This window comes from uncultured Sphingomonas sp. (genome assembly GCF_913776855.1).
Lineage (GTDB): Bacteria > Pseudomonadota > Alphaproteobacteria > Sphingomonadales > Sphingomonadaceae > Sphingomonas.
Map to the genome: position 1 here is coordinate 1 of NZ_CAJYQD010000005.1, position 22,465 is coordinate 22,465.

Below are 22,465 nucleotides of genomic sequence, written 5' to 3' on the forward strand. Positions count from 1 at the left end.
CTGCGGGCTCCACCACGCGTTGAGCGGCACGCAGATCGCCCCCGTCGCGACGACGGCGAAGAACGCGACCGGCCATTCGGGCATGTTGCGCATGGCCAGCGCGACCCGGTCGCCCTTGCCCACACCCATCGCCGTCAGCTCGGCCGCCAGCGTGGCGATGGCGCGATATTGCGCTTCATAAGTGACGCGCTGATCCTCATGGATCGTCGCCAGCCGATCGCCATGGGTCCGCGACAGCGCGATCAGCTGCGTCAGGTCCGCCGGAGCATTCTTCCAGATACGCGTATCGATCCCGTCGATCGTGGCGCTGTCCATCTCGAACGGCTGGCCGGGCGCGGTCAGCGCCGCCTGTACCTGCGCCATCGACATGCGCGGCCAATCGGACGGCACCGCCATCGTCGCTTCGTCACCTGCCACGCAACCGCTCCTGTACAACCGACATCGAAGGTCGGGTTTGCCGATCGCCTCGAATTTCCATGTCGCGCACTATTGATTGTCATTCTACGAAAGGCAATAGAATGCGATGATCCCGCCGGCGTTTAGAATGACCGGTATGGCAACCTATGGAGAAGGCGCGACATGTCCGTGACAACCGAACGCCATGGCGACGTCCTGGTCGTCCTTGCCGACAATCCGCCGGTCAACGCCCTGTCGGCGGCGGTCCGCAGAGGCCTCGACGCCGCGATCGCGGAGGCCGCTGCGGACGATACGGTGCGCGCGGTGGTTATCGCCTGCGCCGGCCGCACCTTCTTTGCCGGAGCGGACATCACCGAATTCGGGAAAGCCCCGATCGAACCGATGTTGCCCGCGCTGGTCGATCGGATCGAGGCATCGGACAAGCCGGTCGTGGCCGCGATCCACGGCATGGCGCTGGGCGGCGGGTGCGAGGTCGCGATCGCCAGCCATTACCGCATCGCCGTGCCCAGTGCGAAGCTCGGTACGCCCGAGGTCAAGCTAGGCCTGCTCCCCGGCGCCGGTGGTACGCAGCGCCTGCCCCGCCTTGCCGGAGTCGCGGTTGCGCTGGAGATGGTGGCAAAGGGCGATCCAATGTCGGCTACCAAGGCAAGGGACGCGGGTATCGTCGATCGCTTGGCCGGCGAGGACAGCCTGCTCGCCGACGCCATCGCCTTCGCCCGCGAAATCGCCGACGTCCGCCCCATCCCCCGCGCCTCCGAACGCGCGCTTTCGCCCGATCCGGAGGCAGTCGCTGCCTTCGAACAGACCAATGCCCGCCGCTTCCGGGGTTTCGAAGCGCCTGCCGCCAACATCGCCTGCATCGTGAAGGCGACCGAAACCTCCTATGCCGAGGGCGCCGCGTTCGAACGCGAGCAGTTCATGAAGCTGATGTTCGGCGTTCAGTCGGCGGCGCAGCGCCACATCTTCTTCGCCGAACGCAAGGCATCGAAGATCGACGGCATCGCCGACGACGTGCAACTGCGTGCCATCAACCGCGTCGGCATCATCGGCGCGGGCACGATGGGCGGCGGGATCGCGATGAACTTCCTGTCGGCCGGCATCCCCGTCACCATCGTCGAGATGCAGCAGGACGCGCTCGATCGCGGCACCGCCACGATCCGCAGGAATTACGATGCGACCGCCGCCAAGGGGCGGATGAAGCCTGAACAAGTCGACCAGGCGATGGGCCTGCTCACCCCCTCGCTCGACCTGAACGCTCTTGCCGATGTCGATCTGGTGATCGAGGCCGTGTATGAGGAAATGTCGGTCAAGCAGGACATTTTCGGGAAGCTCGACGCGATCTGTAAACCCGGTGCGATCCTGGCATCCAACACCAGCTACCTCGACGTCAACGTCATCGCGGCTGCGACGAAGCGGCCGCAGGACGTGCTGGGCCTGCACTTCTTCTCGCCGGCAAATGTCATGAAACTGCTGGAAATCGTGCGCGGCGATGCGACCGCCGACGACGTACTGGCGACCGCAATGACGCTGGCGAAGAAGATCCGCAAAGTCGCGGTGATCGCGGGCGTGTGCCACGGCTTCATCGGCAACCGGATGCTGGAGCCGCGCCAGGTCGAGGCGATGAAGCTGCTGCTGGAAGGCGCCACACCGGAACAGGTCGACCGGGTACATGTCGCGTTCGGGATGCCGATGGGGCCGTTCCAGATGGCCGATCTGGCCGGTGTCGACATCGGCTGGCATCGTGACCCGAACCGGATCGAAAATCTGCGCGATGCGCTCGCCGCCGAGGGCCGGTGGGGTCAGAAGAAGCAGGCCGGCTTCTATGATTACGATGCGAAGCGCACGCCGTCGAACAGCCCGCGCGTCGCCGAGATCATCGACGATTTCCGCCAGCGGACCAACACCCCGCAGCACGAGGTGACCGATCAGGAAATCGTCGAGCGCACACTCTACACCATGGTCAACGAAGGCGCGAAAATCCTCGCCGAAGGCAAGGCGCAGCGGGCCTCCGACATCGATGTCGTCTGGATCTATGGCTATGGCTGGCCGGTCTATCGCGGCGGGCCGATGTTCTGGGCCGATACCGAAGGGCTGAAGAAGATCGTCGACGGGCTCGACCGCCATGGATTCGAGGTATCGCCGCTGCTGCGTGAGAAGGCCGAACAGGGCGGGAGGTTCTCGGCATGAGCGACCTTGACCAATTCCGCGCCGACACCCGCGCCTGGCTGGCGGAAAACTGCCCGCCCTCGATGCGCGAGCCGGTTCGTTCGGACAAGGACGTGACGTGGGGCGGGCGAAACCCGACCTATGCCAACCCGGATCAGAAGCTGTGGCTCGACCGGATGGCCGCGCGCGGCTGGACCGTGCCCGACTGGCCGACGGCCTATGGCGGCGGCGGCCTGTCCCCGGCCGAAGCGAAGATATTGCGCGAGGAAATGTCGGCAATACATGCCCGCAACCCGCTTTATTCCTTCGGTATTTCGATGCTTGGCCCCGCCCTGCTGAAATATGGCACGGAGGCGCAGAAGCAGGAACATCTACCGAAAATCGCCCGCGGCGAAATCCGCTGGTGCCAGGGCTATAGCGAACCCGGCGCCGGCTCCGACCTCGCCGGGCTTCAGACCAGCGCAGTCGAAGATGACGACGACTTCATCGTCAACGGACAGAAGGTGTGGACCAGCTATGCCGACAAGGCCGACTGGATTTTCTGCCTCGTCCGCACCGACCGCTCGACCAAGCAAGGCGGCATCAGCTTCCTGCTGTTCGACATGGCCTCGCCCGGCGTCACCACCCGCCCGATCAAGCTGATTTCCGGCAACTCGCCCTTTTGCGAAACCTTCTTCGACGATGTGCGCGTGCCCAAGGCCAATCTGGTTGGAGAGCGGAACAAGGGCTGGGACGTCGCCAAATATCTGCTGGGCCATGAGCGGGAGATGATTTCCGGCATGGGGCTGACCGACGATCGCCCGCTGATCGACCGCGCGGTGGCGACGATCGGGCTGGACGCGCAGGGCCGGCTCGCCGAACCGATGCTGCGCGCGGCGATCGCGACGTTCGACGTCCGCGCCCGCGCCTTCGCCGCCATGTCCGAACGCTTCCGCGACGAACTCAAGGCGCATCGCGCGCATCCCGCCCAGCCCAGCATGATGAAATATGTCGGGACCGAGCTGAACAAGACCCGCCACGAACTGACGATGGCGGCGGGTGGCAGCGACCTGCTCGAATGGGAGGGCGCCGACAGCAACGACGGCGCCGCCGCCCGTACATGGCTGCGCACCAAGGCCAATTCGATCGAGGGCGGCACGTCCGAAATCCAGCTCAACATCATCGCGCGTCGTATTCTCGACCTGCCGACCCAGTGACCTTCTGTCAGGAATTGCCACCATGCCTTTGTTTCTGAATGAAGATCAGACGATGCTTGCCGATACGGCGCGCGAATTCCTGAACGAAGCCGCGCCGGTCGCGCATCTGCGTGCGCTACGCGATGCCGACGACCCGACCGGCTTCGACCGCGACCTATGGGCGAAGTTCGCCGAGATGGGCTTCACCGGCATGATGGTGCCGGAAAGCGCCGGCGGGCTGGGCCTCGGCCACGTCGAGGCCGGGATCGTGCTGGAGGAGATTGGCCGCAACCTTTCGCCTTCCCCGTTCCTCACCACCTCGGTCGCTGCCGTCGCTGCGCTGACTGGTACGACGGCGGGCGAGCGTTGGCTGCCCGCCATCGCCGCCGGCAAGACCGTCGCAGCGCTCGCCATCGACGAGCGCGCCAAGCATGGCGACAGCATCGCCGTGAAGGCCGAACGGGCCGGCAACGGCTTCCGCTTGTTCGGAACCAAGCAGTTCGTGACCCACGGTCACATCGCCGACCTGATCCTCGTCATCGCCCGAACCGCAGGCGGCGCGGAGGACAAGGACGGGCTTACCCTGTTCGCGATCCCCGCCGACAACCCCGGCATGACCGCCGATCCCCGCCGGTTGGTGGACAGCAGCATTGCCGCGCGGCTGACCTTCGATGTGATGGTCGATGGCGACGCGGTGGTCGGCGACGTCGATGGCGGCAGCGCCCCGCTCGGTCGCCTGTTATCCGCCGCGCGCACCGGCGCGGCGGCGGAGTCGCTGGGGGTCGGCGACGGCGCCGCCACCCGCACGCTCGACTACCTTCGCCAGCGCAAGCAGTTCGGCCAGACCATTGGCAGTTTCCAGGCGCTGCAACACCGCGCCGCGCATCTCTATGCCGAGCTGGAGGTCGCCCGTGCCGCTGTGCTGAAGGCGCAGCAACTGCTCGACGACGCCCATCCCGACGCCGACCTCGCCGTATCGGTGGCGAAAGCGATGACCGGCATAGCCGCCACGCTGTCGGTACAGGAAGCGGTGCAGATGCATGGCGGCATCGGCATGACCGACGCCGCCGACATCGGTTTCTTCATGAAGCGCGCCCGTGTCCTGACCGAGATGTTCGGCGACATCGGCTATCACAGCGACCGCGTGGCGCGCGCCGGGGGCTATTGATGGAGCCGACGCCTGCCGACCTGATTGCCGGCCTGATCCGGCTGCTCGATATCGAAGAGATCGATACCGACCTCTATCGCGGCGCGCGCAATCCCGGCGGGGTCGGCCGCGTGTTCGGGGGACAGGTGATCGCACAGGCGTTGCAGGCCGCTCAACGCTCGATCGGCGGGGACAAGATCGCCCATTCGCTCCACGCCTATTTCCTGCGCGCAGGCGACGAGCAGCATCCGATCGTCTACCGCGTGGTGCGTGACTTTGCCGGGCGCAGCTTCGCAAATGCCCGCGTGATCGCGATGCAGCGGGGGCAGGCGATCCTGAACATGGCGGCATCGTTCCAGCTGCCGGAGGAAGGGCTGGCGCATCAGGACGCGATGCCCGACGTGCCGCCACCCGAGGCCCTGCCGACCGACCGCGACCTGCGCGAGGCGATGCAGGACCGCATCCCCGAGAAATACCGCCGCCTGTTCCTGCGCGCACGTCCGATCGAAATCCGCCCGGTCGAGGCGGAGCATTGGACCGACCCGACGAAGCGCGCCCCGCTGCAACATGGTTGGTTCCGCGCCGCCGCGCCGATCGGCGACGACATGACGCTGCACCGTGCGATGCTCGCCTATGCCAGCGACATGATGCTGCTCGGCACGTGCATGTTGCCGCATGGCATCCACTGGATGATGGACAAGGTGCAGACCGCCAGCCTCGACCATGCGCTATGGCTGCACGAACCGTTCCGCGCCGACGATTGGCTGTTGTACCAGACCGACAGCCCCTGGGCCGGACACGCTCGCGGTTTCAATCGCGGGCGGTTCTTCAGTCGCGACGGGCGCTTGGTGGCTAGCGTCGCGCAGGAGGGGCTGGTGCGGGTACGGGGATGATCGCGCCGATGACCGCGAGTCCTTCCTGCCGCGAACGTCATCCCGGCGAAGGCTGAAATTTCTCGTTTTGCTGTTCGGGACAGGAGCCGGAAGAGGCTCCAGCCTGCGCTGGGGCGACGTTATGGGGCATATGCGTCGCCGGTGAACCGTGCCCCCGCGCAGGCGGGGGGTTCAGGGCTACCCAGCCCCGACGGCCGTTTCCGCAGCCCTGCTTTCCGCCTGCAAGGGGGCACGGAACCGCTGAGGCACAGCCTCACACTGGCTCGTGGATCGGACAGCCGTTGAACCGCCGTCGATAGTCGACCGAATGGTCATAAATCGGCTTGCGCACCCGGTTGACCCCGCCCAGCGGCTGATGCGCGGCCAGCCCGGTCCACACGCTGAAGCGCAGATTGTCGTCGACCTCGGCCACCTTGTCCGCCGACCAGCTGTCCTGGGGGTCGGTGCGGATCGTCGCGACGGTGACGAACGGGCTGACTTCCTCCGGCCACGGCGTCGCCGCATCCTCGATCGGCTGGGCATCGGTGTCGCGCAGCAGCTGCACCCGAACCTCCCATTCACCACGCACACGGTTTGCGGCCGTCTGCATATCTTCCCGGATCGCATCGGGGCGGCCGCTGGTGTCGATCACCGTATCGGTCAGGGCGGTCAGCTCGGGTGACACCGGCACCACCTGATATTTCGCGACGAACGCACCGTGCCGGAACGGCGTCGCCGAGAAATAGGTTTCGCCGAGCGGGTGGACGTTCTTCGACCCTCCCATCGTCTTCAACAGCGTGCTTTCGGTCCCGACCGCCTCCAGCGCCGCTTCCGCCCCGCGCAGGACATAGGACAGCGCCTTCTTCGCCCATTCCGCCTTGTCGGTGGTCTTGGCCAGCAGCTTCAGGTTACCGGCGAATTTCTGCGGCGTCGGCGCGGCAAAGGCCGGCGCGTTGACCATCACGAAATCCTGCGTTCGCCCCTCGGCACCGGGCAGGCGGTCGCCGTCCACCGCCATGACCTTCCACGCAAGCCCACGCGGCAGGCCGATGGCATCGTCAAGGATGTCGCCCGGATTGGTCGAAAACCGCATCACCACCGGATGCGTGCCGGGCGTCGCGAACAGGCCCTGCGCCAGCTCAGGCGGCAGATTGTCGTGGATGGTCAGTTCGCCCTTCAGGATGCCGTGCCCCTTGGCATGGACCGCGCGCACCGCCTTGCCATAATCCTTAGATGTGGTTTCCAGGATCGTATCGAACGACTGCTCCATCTGCGCGACCGTCTCGGCCTCGTCGGGCTGCGGCTGTTCCAGCCTGACCGAATAGCGAATCGGCGGTTTCAGCATGGCGGTCATCGGCAACTCCTGTGTCTTTCAGCGAAAAAGGATCGGAGCCTGTTTCGTTCCGCCGCCGTCAAACGGCGGTACGCCCATAGTCCTGCCGGGTGACCGGATGGCTGGAGGACAACCCGCCATCGACCGCCCATGCCTGTCCGTTGACATAGCTTGCCTCCGCCGACGCCAGGAACAGCACGACCGCCGCGACTTCCTCCGGCTCTCCCCCGCGACGCAGCGGGTTCAGCCGCCCGATCCGCGCTTCCTTGCCCGACTGGCGCGCATGGTCGTACACCATCGCCGTCATGCCGGTTTCGATCAGGCCGGGGCACACCGCGTTGACGCGGACGCCCGATCCCGACAGCTGCTGCGCGGCGGTCTGAACCAGGTTGATGACCCCGGCCTTCGACGCGGAATAGGGCGCGCCGCCCGCCCCCGATCGCAACCCGGCGACGCTGGCGGTACACACGATCGCGCCGCCGCCCGCGGCCGCCATGACCGGCGCGGCGTGGCGGATGGCAAGGAACGGACCGATCAGGTTGACGCGCAGTATCTCCGCCCAATCCCGTGCCGTCGTGTCGAACAGCCCGGCGATCCCGCCCGAGATGCCGGCATTGGCATGGACCACCTCGATCCCGCCAAAGGTTTCCACGCTCAGCGCGATCGCCCGCGAAACGTCGGCGTCTTCGCCGGCATCCATGGCGCAGCCGATCGCCCGGCCGCCCATATCCTCGATCATCGCTGCCGTGACCTCGGCCTGTGTCACATCGCCGCACACCACCCCGGCCCCTTCGCGGGCAAAGGCCAATGCGGTCGCCCGCCCGATCCCCGATCCCGCGCCGGTGACCAGCACCGACTTGCCATCGAACCGCATCACGCCCCCGCCTTCCTCGCGAAATCCCACGCCATCGCCGCCAGCATCGGCACCCGCTCGGCCATCGCTGCTGCCTGCGCGCTGGCGGCATTGCCGTCGCGCACGCGCTGCTTGATGCCCTGCACGATCCCGGTCAGCCGGAACAGGTTGTACGCGAAATACCACTCAAGCTTCGGTACGTCCGCCCGCCCCGTCGCGGCACAGTAGCGTGCCACCACCGCTTCCATCGTCGGAATGCCGCTATCCTCGCCAGCCAGTCCCCTGATCCCCGATCGGCCGTCGGGTTCGGTGCCCCAGTTCATCAGCAGATAGGTGAAGTCGGCCAACGGGTCGCCCAGCGTCGACAATTCCCAGTCCAGCACCGCGACGACGCTCGGTTCGCCTGCGGCAAAGATCAGATTGTCGATGCGGTAATCGCCATGGACGATCGACACCCGATCCTGTGCCGGAACGGTACGCGGCAGCCAGTCGATCAGCCGCTCTACATCGGGCAGGTCGTCGGTTTGGCTCGCACGATATTGCCGGGTCCAACGCGTCACCTGACGCTCGAAATAATTGCCGGGCTTGCCGTAATCACCCAACCCCACCGCGACCGGATCGATCGCGTGCAGCGCCGCCAACGCATCGATCATCGCGTCATAATGGGCACGGCGTTCGGCCGGCGTCATCTCCGGCATCGACCCATCCCAGATCGTCCGCCCCGCCACCCGTTCCATCAGGTAGAAGGGCGCGCCGATAACCTCCGCATCTTCGCACAAGGCGATCGGCCTGGGCACCGGAAAGCCCGTGGGGTGCAGCGCAGAGATCAGCGCGAACTCGCGCTCGACGGCATGGGCACTCGGCAGCAGCGGCCCGAACGGCTTGCGGCGGAGGACGAACGACCCGGCGGGAAGGTCGACGCGATAGGTCGGGTTGCTCTGTCCGCCGGGATAGCGCGTGATCTCGACCGGTCCATCGCCCACCGTCGCCCCCAGCCACGGCATCAGCCGTGCGAGGTCGAACTCAGCGGCCATCGGCCACCTTCGCAAATTCGGCGCGGGCGATGGCGCGGTTATGCACCTCGTCCGGCCCATCGGCAAAGCGCAGCGTGCGGACGCCGGCCCAGGCGGCGGCCAGCGGAAAATCCTCCGACACGCCGCCGCCGCCATGCGCCTGGATCGCATCGTCGAGGATTTGGAGCGCCATGGTCGGTGCCTGCACCTTGATCATCGCGATCTCGCCCTGCGCCGCCTTGTTCCCGGCACGGTCCATCATGTCGGCGGCCTTCAGGCAGAGCAGTCGCGTCATCTCGATATCGATCCGGGCGCGGGCGACCCGCTGTTCCCAGATCGAATGCTCGGCAATCGCCTTGCCGAACGCGACGCGCGATTGCAGCCGCCGCGTCATCGCCGCCAGTGCCATCTCCGCGACGCCGATCGTCCGCATACAATGGTGGATGCGTCCCGGCCCCAGCCGGCCCTGCGCGATCTCGAACCCGCGCCCTTCGCCCAGCAGCAGGTTGGCGGCGGGCACCCGCACCTGGTCCAGCACCACCTCGCCATGGCCATGTGGGGCGTGGTCATAGCCATAGACCGGCAGCATCCGCTCGATCCGCACGCCCCGCGTATCCATCGGGACCAGGATCATGCTCTGCTGCTGGTGTCGACGCGCATCCGGATCGGTCTTGCCCATCACGATCGCCACCTTGCAGCGCGGATCGCCCGTGCCCGACGACCACCATTTGCGCCCGTCAATCACATAATCGTCGCCATCGCGCATGATCCGCGTCTCGATATTGGTCGCGTCCGAAGACGCCACCGCCGGCTCGGTCATCAGGAAGGCGGAACGGATGCGTCCCTCCATCAACGGCCGCAGCCACTGTTCCTTCTGTTCGCGCGTGCCATAACGGTGCAGCACCTCCATATTGCCGGTATCGGGCGCGGAGCAGTTGAAAACCTCGCTCGCCCAATGCCACCGACCCATCTCCTCTGCGCACAGGGCATATTCGACATTCGAAAGCTGCGTTCCCTCGAACGCGAAACTCTCATCCACCACCGGCGCGCCCGAATGGGGCGGCATGAACAGGTTCCAGAGGCCGGCAGCCTTGGCCTTTTCCTTCAGCGGCTCCAGCATTCCGACCGGCCTCCAGCGATCGCCACTCGCGACCTCACGATGATAATCATGGTCGGCGGGGGCGACATGGTCCGCGATGAACGCCGCCACGCGGTCCCGATATTCGGTTTCGCGCGCACTGAACCGAAAGTCCAACATCCGTCTCCCGTTGCAACTGTTTCGTCCGGTCTATGCCATACCGCATATTCGGTAAAGGTCGGATGACGTCGCGGCATGGTGCAACAATGGGGCTTGGGGTCCACACCCGATCTGCTAGAGTTTGCCCATGACGACGACCGACGGGGCCACCAAACGTTACCGCGCAAAGCGCGACGCCATCCTCTCCGCTGCGGCGGAGGCGATCAACGAAGCGAGTGCCAAAGGCATGACCTTCGCCGATGTCGCGCGCCGGGTCGGCCTCAATACCACCAGCGTCACCTATTATTTCAAGCGCAAGGAAGACCTTGCCGCCGCCGCGTTCGACCACACGCTGGACTGGCTACAGGCGACGCTGGACGAAGCGCTGGCGGAGGACACGCCACAGGCCCGCGTCGCCAAATTCCTGTCCATCCATTTCGACCGGCAGCGCCGGATCGAGGCGGGTGAGGAACGGCCCGTCGCGATGCTGTCCGACCTGCGCGCGATGGAGGACCCGTTCAAGGCCCGGCTGCTGGCGGGATGGCGCGAGGTGTTTCGCAAGACCCGCACCCTGTGGGGCGAACCGCGCGATCGCCTGACCAAGGACGTGCAGGGCGCCCGTGCCCATATGCTGCTGGAAAACTGCTTCTGGCTGACCGTCTGGCTCGATCGCTACGAACCCGACCAGTATGACCGGGTGGAGGCGCGGCTAATGGACGTGTTCACTCACGGCCTAGCCGGTTCCGGCCAGCATTGGGACCCGCAGCCGCTGCTGCTGGAACAGGCCGATGCAGAGCCGGCGCGCGACGCATTCCTGCGCGCTGCCACCCGGCTCATCAACGAACTGGGCTATCGCGGCGCCTCGGTACAGCGGATCGCGTCCGAACTGAACGTGACCAAGGGGTCGTTCTACCATCACCTCGATGCCAAGGACGATCTCGTCGCCGCCTGCTATCAACGCAGCTTCGATACCATCTCCGCCGCGCAGCGCGCCGCCGACCGCGACGGCGGCAGCCATTGGCAGCGCCTGTCCAGCACCCTTGCCACGCTGGTCGATGCGCAGTTCACCGAACAGGGGCCATTGCTGCGGACCACCGCGCTCGCCGGCCTGCCCGGTGGCGTGCGGCAGGCGATGGTCGACCGCTCCAACCGGATCGCCCGCCGGTTTGCCGGCACGATCAGCGACGGGATCGCCGAAGGATCGGTCCGCGCGGTCGACCCGCTGATTGCCGCACAGGCGCTGATGGCGCTGCAGAATGCCGCATTCGACATGCGCAGCTGGGCGTCGACCATGCCACGCGACCGGGCGGTCGGCTTCTATGCGTCGACGGTGATGACCGGACTGTTCAGCGATCCGGCGGTGTAGCGCCTACGCCAACACCCCATGATATTCCTCGCGCAGCGCCGCCTTCTTTAGCTTCCCCGTGGCGCTGTGCGGCAGGGCATCGACGAAGATCACCCGGTCGGGCAGCCACCATTTGGCCACCTTCGTCGCCAGATGTGCCAGGACCGCATCGGCGTCGACCTCGGTACCGGGCCGCCGCACGACCAGCAGTACCGGCCGTTCGTCCCAGCGTGGATGCGGCACGCCGATCGCCGCCGCTTCTGCCACACCCGGACAACCGACCGCCGCATTCTCCAGATCGACCGAACTGATCCATTCGCCGCCCGACTTGATGACATCCTTCGCCCGGTCAGTAATCTGCATCGTGCCGTCGGGGTGCAGCATCGCAACGTCGCCGGTATCGAACCAGCCATCCGCCGTCAGCGCGTCGCCACCCTCGTCGCGGAAATAGCGTTCGATGACCCATGGCCCGCGCACCTGCAAACTGCCGGAAGTCGCACCGTCGCGCGGCAGCACCGCACCCTGGTCATCGACCGTGCGCAGTTCGACGCCGAACGGCACCTTGCCCTGTCGACAGACCTGATCAACCCGCTGGTCGAAGCTCAGGTCGTCCCAGTCCGGCCCCGGCGCGCCCATCGTCCCGATCGGCGACGTTTCGGTCATGCCCCAGGCATGGTTCACCCGCGCGCCCATCCGCATCAGCCGCTCGATCATCGCGCGCGGTGCCGCCGATCCGCCGATCGTCACGACCTTCAGATGCTCCGGCGCCTGCCCGGTCGCGTCCATATACTGGAACATCGCGAACCAGACGGTCGGCACGCCCGCCGAATGGGTCACCCGTTCGCGGTTCATGAGGTCGCACAGCACCGCCGGATCGTTCACCGCCGAAAACACGATCTTGGCGCCCACCGCCGGCGCGGCGAAGGGCAGGCCCCATCCGACCGCATGGAACATCGGCACCACCGGCAGGCACACGGCGCGCTGCGACAGGTCGAATTCGTCTGGCTGAAGCTCGGCGATCGCGTGCAGCACATTCGAACGATGGGTATAGACCACACCCTTGGGATCACCGGTCGTGCCGCTGGTATAGCAGATCATGCACTGGTCGCGCTCGTCGCCTTCGACCCAGGCATAGTCGCCGCTCTCGTCCGCGATCAACACCGCGAATGAATCCGGCCCGTCGCCGTCCATGACCACGAAATGCTCGATACCGCTCAGGCGCGGCTTCATCCGCTCGACGGTCGGCGCGAAGACCGCATCGTAGAGCAGCACCCGGTCGCCGGCATGGTCGGCGATATAGGCCAACTGGTCGTCGAACAGGCGCGGGTTGATGGTATGGATGATCCCACCCATTCCGATTACGCCATACCACGCGATCAGGTGGTTCGCATGGTTCATCGCCATCGTCGCCACCCGGTCGCCGGGCCGAATTCCCAGCCGCTCCAGCGCCTGCGCCAGCCGGCGGGCATCGTGCGCGATCCCTGCCCAGTTCGTCCGCGTTTCGCGTCCGTCGGCCCAGCGGGTGACGATCTCCCTGCGCCCATGCTCCCGCTCGGCATGATCGAGCAGTCGCGGTACTCGAAGTTCGAAATCCTGCATTCCGCCCAGCACGCACGCTCTCCTTCGCGAACGGGGCCATGCTGCCCCTATCCCACGGCGGCGAGCGGTGCCTTCACCGTATCGAACGCCGCGCTGGTGACACCTTGCAGCCTGCCGACGCGTTCGGCAAGCTCGCCATCGATCCGAAAATCGCGGCCCAAGCATACCCGTGCTTCGATTCCATGCGCGGCGGGTACCGAAATCCAGATTTCGCCGCGCGCGCCACGCTCATGCTGTACCAGTCCGGCGATCGCAGGATAGGCGGTGGCATCCTCAATCGTCAGGTCCAGTCGCAAGCGCACGTCACGGGCGATCACATCGAACGGCCGAAGCGATTTCACGGTCGCCCGCGCGCTTTCGTCACCGGCCCGCCGGTCGAGTTCGAGCGTGAACAGGCCACAGCCGCCGACCTTGCCCGCCGCCTCCAGATCGTTCGCCGGCCCCTCGTCGAAACAGGTCACCGGCACCTGCCCGGTCGCGTCCGAAAGCGTCGCCATCATGTAGCGCTTGCCCCGCGCCGAGGTCCGCCAGCGCGCATCCTCCACCAGCGCCGCCACCGTTGCGCCCACGCGCCCGCCTTCGGGCACCGGCGTATCGGCAAGATCGGCGATCTTGCGCGCGCCATGGGCACTGGCGAGATGGGCGTAGCGATCGAGCGGATGCGCCGAGAAGTAAAAGCCGAACGCGTCCTTTTCCGCTGCGATCGCCTCGGTCAGCGTCCAGTGGACGTCGGGCAGGCGGATCGCCGCCTCGGTCGCGCCGCTCGCCTCGCCGAACAGGCCGCCCTGCCCGCTAGACCGGTTCGCCTCGGTTCGCTGCGCCGTCGCCATGAGCGTGTCGGCCAGCGCATGGACGCCGGCACGGTCGCCGACGATGCTGTCGAATGCGCCCGCCGCCGCCAGCGTTTCGATCTGGCGCTTGTTCAGCAGCTTCGGATCGACCCGCCCGGCGAAATCGTCGAGCGATTTATATGCCCCCTTGGCCGCGCGTTCCTCGACCAGCAGCTCCATCGCGCGCTCGCCGACGCCCTTCAGCGCCGACAGCGCATAGCGCACCGCCAGCCCGCCCTCGCCTGTCTCCTCGACCCCAAAGGTCGCATCGCTGGCGTTGATGCACGGCGGCAGGCAGTCAATCCGCAACCGCTTCATATCGTCGACGAAGATCGCCAGCTTGTCGGTCTGCGCATAGTCGAACGCCATCGACGCGGCGAAGAATTCGTGCGGGTGATGCGCCTTCAGCCACGCCGTCTGGTACGCCAGCAGCGCGTAGGCCGCCGCGTGGCTCTTGTTGAAGCCGTATCCGGCGAACTTGTCGATCAGGTCGAACAGTTCGTTCGCCTTCCCCTCCTTTATCCCGTTCACTTCGGCACAGCCCTTGACGAAGATGGATCGCTGTGCGTCCATCTCCGCCTTGACCTTCTTGCCCATCGCGCGGCGCAGCATGTCCGCACCGCCCAGTGAATAGCCGGCCAGGATCTGCGCGGCCTGCATCACCTGTTCCTGGTAGACGAAGATGCCGTAGGTTTCGTTCAGGATCGGTTCGAGCAGGTCGTGTGGATAGATCAGTTCCTCGCGCCCGGCCTTGCGCGCGCCGAACGACGGGATGTTGTCCATCGGCCCCGGCCGGTACAGCGACACGAGTGCGATGATGTCGCCGAAATTGGTCGGCCGCACGGCGGTCAGCGTACGCCGCATCCCTTCCGATTCCAGCTGGAACACGCCGACGGTATCGCCGCGCTTGAGCAGTTCGTACGTCGCCGGATCGTCCCATGACAGGCTGTCGAGATCGACCACGATCCCCCGCCGCGCCAGCAACTCTACCGCAAATTTCAGCACCGACAGCGTCTTGAGGCCGAGGAAGTCGAACTTCACCAACCCCGCGCCCTCGACATATTTCATGTCGAACTGCGTGACCGGCATGTCGGATCGCGGATCACGGTACAACGGCACCAGCTGCGCAAGCGGCCGGTCGCCGATCACCACCCCCGCCGCGTGGGTCGACGAGTGGCGCGGTAACCCCTCCAGCTTCATGGCAAGGTCGAGCAGGCGGCGCACATCCTCTTCGCGCTCGTACTGCTGGTTCAGTTCCGACACGCCGTTGATCGCCCGGTCCAGCGTCCACGGATCGGTCGGGTGGTTCGGCACCAGCTTGGCGAGACGGTCGACCTGGCCGTAGCTCATCTGCAGCACGCGCCCGGTATCCTTCAGCACCGCGCGCGCCTTCAGCTTCCCGAAAGTGATGATCTGCGCGACCTGATCGCGGCCATATTTCTGCTGGACGTAGCGAATGACCTCGCCACGCCGCGTTTCACAGAAGTCGATGTCGAAGTCGGGCATCGACACGCGTTCGGGATTGAGGAAGCGTTCGAACAGCAGCCCCAGCTTGATCGGGTCGAGATCGGTGATGGTCAGCGCCCATGCGACTGCCGACCCCGCGCCCGAACCACGGCCCGGCCCGACCGGAATGTCATGATCCTTCGCCCATTTGATGAAGTCGGCGACGATCAGGAAGTATCCCGGAAACCCCATCTGGCAGATGACGTCCAGTTCGAAGTCCAGCCGCTGGAAATAGTCGGGGAAGCGCGCTTCCAGCTCCGCCTCGGACAGCTCGGGGATCATGCCGGTATCGGCCGGGGTCGGCGCGTCCTCCCATGGCGCCGGAGCCTCTACCGCGACCTCCGCCTGCACCATGCCCGCTTCCAGCGCGACGATCTTGCGCAGGCGATCAACCAGTCCGGCGCGCGAATCGGCCCGCAGCTTCAGCGCCTCGCCCTCGCGATCGCCGGCAAGGCTGGGCAGGATCGGCTTGCGCTTCGGCGCCGCCACTGCGCAGCGCTGCGCGACGACCAGCGTGTTGGCCAGCGCTTCGGGCAGGTCGGCGAACATCTCCTGCATGACGGCTGCGGGTTTCAGCCACGCCTCGGGCGATGAACGCTGGCGATCCTCGCTCGCGACATAGCTCGACGATGCGATGCACAGCATCGCGTCGTGCGCATCATGGAAATCGGCCTCGGCAAAGCAGCACGGGTTGGTCGCGACCAGCGGCAGGTCGCGGGCATAGGCGAGGTCGAGCAGATGCGGCTCGGCGCGCTGCTCCACCGCCTCACCCCGCCGCGCCAGCTCGACATAGAGCCGGTCGCCGAACAGCGCCTGCAACCGGTCGGCATAGGCCAGCGCCTCGCCGTCCCGGCCGCTGGCGAACAGCCGCGCCAACGCCCCGTCGCCCGCCCCGGTCAGCGCGACCAGCCCGTCGCTGCGCCCGATCAGCGCATCGATCGGCACATGCGCCGGAATCTCGACCGGGCGGTCGAGATGCGCCATCGACACCAGCGCGCACAGATTGTCGTACCCGTTCGCATCCTGCGCATAGAGCGGCAGCCAGTCGATCTCCGGCTCGCATCCTTCCGCCCCGCCCGGCCGCGCGACGGCCAGCAGCGTGCCGACCACCGGCTGCACCCCCTGATCCTTGCACGCGTCGGAAAATGCCATGGCCGCATACAGCCCGTTGCGGTCCGAAAGGCCGGCGGCGGGAAAGCCCAGCTTGCGCGCAGCCTTGGCGATCGCCTTCGGATCGATCGCGCCCTCCAGCATGGTGAAGGACGAAAAGATACGAAGCGGTACGAACCCGGAATGCGCCATCCGCCCGACGTAACCATCCGGTCATGATTCGGCCAGTCCGCCCCGCCCGGAACCGCGACGAACCGCGCCCGTTTCGGCGGTATACAGGAGAACAGATATGACCGACTTCGCCAGCGCCACGCGATCCACCCGCGCCGGATGGGAATGGACCCTTGCCTATGGCATCGTATCGGTGCTGATCGGCATCCTCGCCTTTACCCAGCCCTTTCCTGCCACGCTGGCGGTGACGATGATCGTCGGCTTCTTCTTCCTCGCCGGCGGCATCGCCTCGCTGATCGCCGCCTTTCGCGGGCGCAACGGACGGGGCTATGCCGCGCTGTTCGGGCTGCTGTCGGTTATCGTCGGCGGCTACATGATCCTGGTGCCGGTGGGTGGCGCATTGTCGCTGACGCTGATGATGATCCTGTGGCTTGCCGCCCGCGGGATCATGGAGCTGTTCATCGGCTTTCGCTTCCGACGGCTGCGCGTTGCGATGCTGCTGCTCGGCGCACTCAACATCGTGCTGGCGATCCTGCTCTACACCACCGTGCCATGGTCGGCGCTCACGCTGCCGGGCTATATCCTCGGCGCCAGCTTCTTATTCGGCGGCATCGTCGCGATCATGGGCGCACTGTCGGACCGGCGGGAGCACGTGGCGTAAGCGATCCCGACGGGAACGTACCCCCGCGCAGGCGGGGGTCCAGGGCCAAGCGAAAGGCGGTAGCGTCTGGAACCCTGGGCTCCCGCCTGCACGAGAGTCCAGAACCGGCGAACCTACCCCAACGCCGCGGCAATCGCCCCGTCCAGCTCCTCCGGCTTTGTCGTCGGCGCATACCGCGTCACCCGCCCATCGCGCCCGACCAGGAACTTGGTGAAGTTCCACTTCACCGCCTCGCTGCCCAACACCCCCGGCGCCGCCTTTTTCAGCGCGCGGAACAGCGGCGCGGCATCGGCCCCGTTCACATCGACCTTGGCGAACACCGGAAAGCTGACGTCATAGGTCAGCGAACAGAATGCCGCGATTTCCGCCGCATCGCCCGGCTCCTGCCCGCCAAACTGGTTGCACGGAAACCCCAGCACCGCGAACCCCTGAGGCCCGAATTTGCCATGCAACGCTTCAAGGCCAGCATATTGCGGCGTGAACCCGCATTTCGACGCGACGTTGACGATCAGCAGCACCTGCCCGCGATAGTCCGCTAGCGTCGTCTGCGCGCCATCCGTCGTCACGACCGGCAGGTCGTACAGGTCGCTCACTGCAACACCCCGTCGTGCAGCCGCACCACCCGGTCCATCCGCGCGGCCAACCGCTCGTTATGCGTCGCGACCAGCGCCGCCGACCCCTGCCCCCGCACCAGCCGCAGGAACTCGGCGAACACGACATCGGCGGTTGCCTCGTCCAGATTGCCGGTCGGTTCGTCCGCCAAGACCAGCGCGGGCCGGTTCGACAGCGCGCGCGCCACCGCGACGCGCTGCTGCTCGCCGCCCGACAACTGGCTGGGGCGATGATGCAACCGCTGCGACAGGCCCAGCGCGCTCAGCAATTCGCTCGCCCGCGCATCCGCTTCACCCCGTTCGGCGCCACGCACCAATTGCGGCAGGACGACATTCTCCAGCGCGTTGAAATCGGGCAGCAGGTGGTGGAACTGATAGATGAAGCCCATCCGGTCGCGCCGCACCTCGGTCCGGCGGTTTGCACCGGCCTTTGCGACCTGTTCGCCGCACACCAGAATTTCGCCCTCGAAACCGCCTTCCAGCAGCCCGACAGCCTGCAACAGCGTCGACTTGCCCGACCCCGACGGCCCCAGCAGCGCAACGATCTCGCCCGGTGCGACGATCAGGTCGACGCCGCGCAATACGTCAATCGTTGCCTCGCCCTGGGTGAAGCTGCGGCGCAGGTTGCGGGTTTCCAGAACCGGCTCAGTCATAACGCAGCACCTGTACGGGATCGGTATTGGCCGCCTTGAACGCCGGGTACAGCGTGGCGAGGAAGGAGAAGAGAAGCGCGACGAGCGCGATGGTGACGATCTCGACCGGATCGACCTTCGACGGCAATTCGGTCAGGTACCGCATCGTCGGGTCCCAGATGTCGATCCCGGTCAGCGCGCCGATCCCGCCAACGATCTGCTGCCGGAACGCCAGGAAAACGAACCCCAAGATCAGCCCGGCCCCGACGCCCAGCGCGCCGATCGTCGTGCCGACCGTCATGAAGATCCGCAGCAGCCCGCCGCGCGTCGCTCCCATGGTCCGCAGGATCGCGATGTCACGCGTCTTGGCGCGGACCAGCATGATGAGCGACGACAGGATATTGAACACCGCGATCAGGATCAGGATCGACAGCACCGTGAAGGTCACGATCCGGTCGACGGCCAGTGCCTGGAACAGCTCGCCGTTCAGCTGTCGCCAGTCGACGATCTGCGCGCTGGCGACATATTTGCGCGCCAGCGGGGCGACGATCTGCTCGACCTTGTCGGGATCGGTCGTCTCCAGCTCGATCGAGCCGACGGTATCGCCGCTCAGCAGCAGCGTCTGCGCATCCTCGATCGGCATGATGACATACGCCTTGTCGAGGTCGTACACCCCGACCTCGATGATCGCGGCGATGCGGTACGGCACCTGCCGGATCATCGTGCCGAACGGCGTTGTCGGCCCCTGCGGGCTGATGATTGTGATCTCGCTGCCGACGGTGACGCCCAGCGCCTGGGCCAGCCGGCTGCCGATCACGACATTGCCGCTGCCGGGCGTGATGCTGCGGAGCGACCCCAGCTTCACATTATCGCGGATCGTCGGATTGTCGCGAATGTCCTCGATCCGCATCCCGCGCATCAGGATGAACTCCGACCGGCCATTATAGGTCGCGAACAGCGGCTGTTCGATCAGCGGCGTCGCGCTGGTCACGCCCGGCGTTCGCTTTGCCTCTGCGGCGATGTTGCGCCAGTCGGGCAGCTGGTTGTTATAGCCCTGGATCAGCGCATGACCGTTCAGCCCGACGATCTTGTCGAACAACTCGGCCCGAAAGCCGTTCATCACGCTCATGACGATCACCAGCGCGGCGACGCCCAGCATGACGGCGACCAGGCTGATCGATGCGACCAGTGCGATGAACGCCTCCCCGCGGCCGGGGAGCAGGTAGCGGCGGGCGATCATCCGCTCGTAACGCGATAACAGCATGGGGGCGGTCGATGTCCTCGAACGGGTCGTGAGATGGCGCTGTAGGTAGGCGATGCCGCGTCCGCAATCCATGCTGTTGCGGATTCGACACATGGTTAGCAAAACCGTAGCAAACGTGCCGCTGCCCCGGTGACAGATCGCCATCGGCATCCTAGGACGACCTCACGAAGCGCAGGCAATACAGGCCACGGTTCGGGGAGGCCAACCGGCTCCGCCCTGGAAGGGGGGAAGGGGCGTAGAAGCGGTGGCAACCAAGGGGGCTGACGAGCGATCGTCACGCAGGCGGCCGGGCTGGTAACAGTCCGGCCGTTTGCCGTTCAGGGCCTGCCGCGTGCCCGGCTTTCGGCCCAAGCAGTCGACCAGCTTTACCCAACCGCCCAACCTTGGTGTCGATCGCTCACGACATGCGCGCGCCCCACTTGGATCATCCTAGCGCAGAGTGGAATTTCCCAGTTACAGCATAAGACAGGCGCCCCGCGAGGCCCCAGCCTCGCCAGGGGTGACGGGGGTGTCACTGAAAGCCGGACGCAGCGTGCCGTAAAAAAACCGCCGAAGACTCCTATTGAAGTGCTTTTTCAGCGAACCATATCGGTTCGTGAACGGTGCCTCCGGGGCCGTTCATGAACCGGCATCGCTTACGGATGCCGCTCGGCTCAATTCGCTTCCTTTGGAGGATTTGACATGCGTACGTTCGACTTCACCCCCTATCGCCGCTCGACCATCGGCTTCGACCGACTGTTCGACCTGCTGGAAAACAACACCCGCACCAGCACCGGCGAGAATTATCCCCCGTTCAACCTCGAGCGAGTCGCCGAGGATCGCTACCGCATCACGCTGGCCGTCGCGGGCTTCAAGCAGAATGAGGTGGAGATCACTGCCCAGCAGAATATGCTCGTCGTCTCTGGCCGTAAGGCGGATCAGACCGATGCGCAGAAGAGCGCGGTGCTCCATCTCGGCATCGCCAACCGCAGCTTCGAGCGCCGCTTCGAACTGGCCGATTTCATCGTCGTGGAATGCGCCGATCTTGCCGATGGCCTGCTGACTATCGAACTGCGTCGGGAAGTACCCGACGCGATGAAGCCGCGCCGCGTGGCGATCGGCGATGCGACCGTACCGCCGGTCATCGCCAACGATGCGGCCAAGGGCGACGATTCGGCGAACGCCGCCTAAGCGCTACGGCGCGTTGCTCCCTTGCGCGCCGTGGGCGGGCGCCCGGACCTATCTGGTTCGGGCGCCCGTTGTTGTTTTAAGGGGCACCCCACTGCCCTCATCGTCATTCCCGCGCAGGCGGGAATCGATATGCACTGACGTTCAGGCCTCGATCGCAGCCGTTGCGGCTATGGATTCCCGCTTTCGCGGCAATGACGTAGTAGCTGGACGAATTACCCGCTTAAACCAACCGCGACTGCTTTACCGCCGCACCGATAAAGCTCGCGAACAAAGGATGCGGGTCGAACGGCTTCGACTTCAGTTCCGGGTGGAACTGCACGCCGACGAACCACGGATGGTCCGGCCGCTCGACGATTTCCGGCAGCATCCCGTCGGGCGACATGCCCGAGAACACCAGGCCGCCCGATTCGAGCATGTCGCGATAGCCGGTGTTCACCTCATAGCGATGGCGATGCCGCTCGCTGATCGTGGTCCCGCCATAGATCGACGCGACCACCGAATTACCCGCCAGCGTCGCTTCATACGCGCCCAGCCGCATCGTGCCGCCCAGATCGCCGTCCGATTCGCGCTTCTGGATACCTTCCGGCGACATCCATTCGGTAATCATGCCAACCACCGGCTGCTCGGTCGGACCGAACTCGGTCGACGAGGCATTGGCGATGCCGCCGGTCGAACGCGCGCCTTCGATGCACGCCATCTGCATCCCGAAACAGATGCCGAAATACGGCACCTTGCGCTCCCGCGCGAAGCGGACGCTGGCGATCTTGCCCTCCGCACCGCGTTCGCCGAACGCACCGGGTACCAGGATCGCGTGGCATGGCTCCAGTTCGGCGGCGACCATGTCGTGATCGCCCTCGAACAACTCGGCGTCGATCCAGCGGATGTTGACCTTCACCCGGTTGGCGATGCCGCCATGGACCAGCGCCTCGTTCAACGACTTGTACGCATCCTGCAGCCCGACATATTTGCCGACCACACCGATCGTGACTTCGCCTTCGGGGTTCTGGAGGCGATCCATGATGTCGCTCCAGCGCGACAGGTCGGGGTTGCCTTCCGGTTCGATGCCGAACGCGCGCAGCACTTCGGCGTCCAGCCCCTCGGCATGATATTGTTCGGGCACCGCATAGATGCTGGGCGCGTCGAGCGCGGGGATGACCGCCCCCGCCGGCACATTGCAGAACAGCGCGATCTTCGCCCGCTCGCTCGCCGGCAGCGGCTTTTCGCAGCGGCAGACCAGTACGTCGGGCTGCACGCCCAGCGCCGCCAGCTCGCGCACCGAATGCTGCGTCGGCTTGGTCTTCAGCTCGCCCGCGGCGGCGATATACGGCACCAGCGTCACGTGGATGCTGATCG

18 protein-coding genes are annotated in these 22,465 nt (G+C 66.0%); 7 read left to right on the plus strand and 11 right to left on the minus strand.

Annotation, left to right across the window (positions count from 1 at the left end; all coding sequences use genetic code 11):
* Positions 1-417: class I adenylate-forming enzyme family protein (locus tag QZ755_RS01225; protein WP_366509151.1), on the minus strand; the 417-nt coding region annotated here is incomplete at its 3' end.
* A gap of 162 nt (positions 418-579) precedes the next feature.
* Between QZ755_RS01225 and QZ755_RS01230 the strand changes: the two genes are divergently transcribed.
* From QZ755_RS01230 to QZ755_RS01245, 4 genes are read left to right on the plus strand one after another with little or no spacing between them, the layout of a single operon-like run.
* Positions 580-2,604: a 3-hydroxyacyl-CoA dehydrogenase NAD-binding domain-containing protein gene (locus tag QZ755_RS01230; RefSeq protein ID WP_294318760.1), complete on the plus strand. Its 2,025-nt coding sequence runs from the start codon at positions 580-582 to the stop codon at positions 2,602-2,604.
* Positions 2,601-3,779: an acyl-CoA dehydrogenase family protein gene (locus QZ755_RS01235; RefSeq protein WP_294318766.1), complete on the plus strand. Its 1,179-nt coding sequence runs from the start codon at positions 2,601-2,603 to the stop codon at positions 3,777-3,779. Before QZ755_RS01230 ends, QZ755_RS01235 begins: the two co-directional genes overlap by 4 nt.
* A 22-nt stretch (positions 3,780-3,801) precedes the next feature.
* Positions 3,802-4,926: an acyl-CoA dehydrogenase family protein gene (locus QZ755_RS01240; protein ID WP_294318769.1), complete on the plus strand. Its 1,125-nt coding sequence runs from the start codon at positions 3,802-3,804 to the stop codon at positions 4,924-4,926.
* Positions 4,926-5,798: an acyl-CoA thioesterase II gene (locus tag QZ755_RS01245; protein WP_294318771.1), complete on the plus strand. Its 873-nt coding sequence runs from the start codon at positions 4,926-4,928 to the stop codon at positions 5,796-5,798. The genes QZ755_RS01240 and QZ755_RS01245 overlap by 1 nt, the downstream gene beginning before the upstream one ends.
* 253 nt (positions 5,799-6,051) lie before the next feature.
* Here the strand turns inward: QZ755_RS01245 and QZ755_RS01250 are convergent, their stop codons facing one another.
* From QZ755_RS01250 to QZ755_RS01265, 4 genes are read right to left on the minus strand one after another with little or no spacing between them, the layout of a single operon-like run.
* A complete protein-coding gene (locus tag QZ755_RS01250) occupies positions 6,052-7,131 on the minus strand; it encodes a catalase family protein (RefSeq protein WP_366509152.1) in 1,080 nt (359 codons plus the stop codon).
* Positions 7,132-7,189: 58 nt separating this feature from the next.
* Positions 7,190-7,984 (minus strand): SDR family NAD(P)-dependent oxidoreductase, encoded by a 795-nt coding sequence (locus QZ755_RS01255; RefSeq protein ID WP_294318804.1) that lies wholly within the window; start codon positions 7,982-7,984, stop codon positions 7,190-7,192.
* Positions 7,984-8,997 (minus strand): phosphotransferase family protein, encoded by a 1,014-nt coding sequence (locus tag QZ755_RS01260; protein ID WP_294318774.1) that lies wholly within the window; start codon positions 8,995-8,997, stop codon positions 7,984-7,986. Before QZ755_RS01260 ends, QZ755_RS01255 begins: the two co-directional genes overlap by 1 nt.
* Positions 8,987-10,231 carry an acyl-CoA dehydrogenase family protein gene (locus QZ755_RS01265; protein ID WP_294318807.1) on the minus strand — a complete coding sequence of 415 codons (1,245 nt, stop codon included), beginning with the start codon at positions 10,229-10,231 and terminating at the stop codon, positions 8,987-8,989. The genes QZ755_RS01260 and QZ755_RS01265 overlap by 11 nt, the downstream gene beginning before the upstream one ends.
* A gap of 130 nt (positions 10,232-10,361) precedes the next feature.
* Here QZ755_RS01265 and QZ755_RS01270 point away from each other — a divergent pair, with 130 nt between their 5' ends.
* Positions 10,362-11,579, plus strand: a complete 1,218-nt coding sequence (locus QZ755_RS01270) for a TetR/AcrR family transcriptional regulator (protein WP_294318776.1) — start codon at positions 10,362-10,364, stop codon at positions 11,577-11,579.
* Between the two features lie 3 nt (positions 11,580-11,582).
* Here the strand turns inward: QZ755_RS01270 and QZ755_RS01275 are convergent, their stop codons facing one another.
* Both QZ755_RS01275 and dnaE read right to left on the minus strand, forming a co-directional pair.
* Positions 11,583-13,157 carry a long-chain fatty acid--CoA ligase gene (locus QZ755_RS01275; RefSeq protein ID WP_294318808.1) on the minus strand — a complete coding sequence of 525 codons (1,575 nt, stop codon included), beginning with the start codon at positions 13,155-13,157 and terminating at the stop codon, positions 11,583-11,585.
* Between the two features lie 47 nt (positions 13,158-13,204).
* Complete coding sequence (gene dnaE, locus QZ755_RS01280) at positions 13,205-16,795, minus strand: DNA polymerase III subunit alpha (RefSeq protein ID WP_294318781.1); 3,591 nt, start codon at positions 16,793-16,795, stop codon at positions 13,205-13,207.
* A gap of 97 nt (positions 16,796-16,892) precedes the next feature.
* Here dnaE and QZ755_RS01285 point away from each other — a divergent pair, with 97 nt between their 5' ends.
* Positions 16,893-17,435, plus strand: a complete 543-nt coding sequence (locus QZ755_RS01285) for a DUF308 domain-containing protein (protein ID WP_294318785.1) — start codon at positions 16,893-16,895, stop codon at positions 17,433-17,435.
* A gap of 113 nt (positions 17,436-17,548) precedes the next feature.
* Here QZ755_RS01285 and QZ755_RS01290 read toward each other — a convergent pair whose 3' ends face one another.
* From QZ755_RS01290 to QZ755_RS01300, 3 genes are read right to left on the minus strand one after another with little or no spacing between them, the layout of a single operon-like run.
* Complete coding sequence (locus QZ755_RS01290; RefSeq protein ID WP_294318788.1) at positions 17,549-18,028, minus strand: glutathione peroxidase; 480 nt, start codon at positions 18,026-18,028, stop codon at positions 17,549-17,551.
* Positions 18,025-18,699: an ABC transporter ATP-binding protein gene (locus tag QZ755_RS01295; protein WP_294318789.1), complete on the minus strand. Its 675-nt coding sequence runs from the start codon at positions 18,697-18,699 to the stop codon at positions 18,025-18,027. Before QZ755_RS01295 ends, QZ755_RS01290 begins: the two co-directional genes overlap by 4 nt.
* On the minus strand, positions 18,692-19,942 hold the full coding sequence (locus QZ755_RS01300; RefSeq protein WP_294318791.1) for a lipoprotein-releasing ABC transporter permease subunit: 1,251 nt from the start codon (positions 19,940-19,942) through the stop codon (positions 18,692-18,694). The genes QZ755_RS01295 and QZ755_RS01300 overlap by 8 nt, the downstream gene beginning before the upstream one ends.
* A gap of 681 nt (positions 19,943-20,623) precedes the next feature.
* Between QZ755_RS01300 and QZ755_RS01305 the strand changes: the two genes are divergently transcribed.
* Positions 20,624-21,112 carry an Hsp20 family protein gene (locus tag QZ755_RS01305; protein WP_294318794.1) on the plus strand — a complete coding sequence of 163 codons (489 nt, stop codon included), beginning with the start codon at positions 20,624-20,626 and terminating at the stop codon, positions 21,110-21,112.
* Between the two features lie 220 nt (positions 21,113-21,332).
* On the opposite strand, the gene QZ755_RS01310 is transcribed toward QZ755_RS01305, so the two are convergent.
* Positions 21,333-22,465, minus strand: a 1,133-nt coding sequence (locus tag QZ755_RS01310; protein WP_294318797.1) for a CTP synthase, incomplete at its 5' end; no start/stop codon positions are given.

Excerpts from the sequence above, each read along its gene's own strand:
- QZ755_RS01230 (WP_294318760.1), top strand. The coding sequence starts at position 580 with ATGTCCGTGACAACCGAACGCCATGGCGACGTCCTGGTCGTCCTTGCC.
- QZ755_RS01235 (WP_294318766.1), top strand. The coding sequence starts at position 2,601 with ATGAGCGACCTTGACCAATTCCGCGCCGACACCCGCGCCTGGCTGGCG.
- QZ755_RS01240 (WP_294318769.1), top strand. The coding sequence starts at position 3,802 with ATGCCTTTGTTTCTGAATGAAGATCAGACGATGCTTGCCGATACGGCG.
- QZ755_RS01245 (WP_294318771.1), top strand. The coding sequence starts at position 4,926 with ATGGAGCCGACGCCTGCCGACCTGATTGCCGGCCTGATCCGGCTGCTC.
- QZ755_RS01250 (WP_366509152.1), bottom strand. The coding sequence starts at position 7,131 with ATGACCGCCATGCTGAAACCGCCGATTCGCTATTCGGTCAGGCTGGAA.
- QZ755_RS01255 (WP_294318804.1), bottom strand. The coding sequence starts at position 7,984 with ATGCGGTTCGATGGCAAGTCGGTGCTGGTCACCGGCGCGGGATCGGGG.
- QZ755_RS01260 (WP_294318774.1), bottom strand. The coding sequence starts at position 8,997 with ATGGCCGCTGAGTTCGACCTCGCACGGCTGATGCCGTGGCTGGGGGCG.
- QZ755_RS01270 (WP_294318776.1), top strand. The coding sequence starts at position 10,362 with ATGACGACGACCGACGGGGCCACCAAACGTTACCGCGCAAAGCGCGAC.
- QZ755_RS01275 (WP_294318808.1), bottom strand. The coding sequence starts at position 13,157 with ATGCAGGATTTCGAACTTCGAGTACCGCGACTGCTCGATCATGCCGAG.
- dnaE (WP_294318781.1), bottom strand. The coding sequence starts at position 16,795 with ATGGCGCATTCCGGGTTCGTACCGCTTCGTATCTTTTCGTCCTTCACC.
- QZ755_RS01285 (WP_294318785.1), top strand. The coding sequence starts at position 16,893 with ATGACCGACTTCGCCAGCGCCACGCGATCCACCCGCGCCGGATGGGAA.
- QZ755_RS01295 (WP_294318789.1), bottom strand. The coding sequence starts at position 18,699 with ATGACTGAGCCGGTTCTGGAAACCCGCAACCTGCGCCGCAGCTTCACC.
- QZ755_RS01300 (WP_294318791.1), bottom strand. The coding sequence starts at position 19,942 with ATGCTGTTATCGCGTTACGAGCGGATGATCGCCCGCCGCTACCTGCTC.
- QZ755_RS01305 (WP_294318794.1), top strand. The coding sequence starts at position 20,624 with ATGCGTACGTTCGACTTCACCCCCTATCGCCGCTCGACCATCGGCTTC.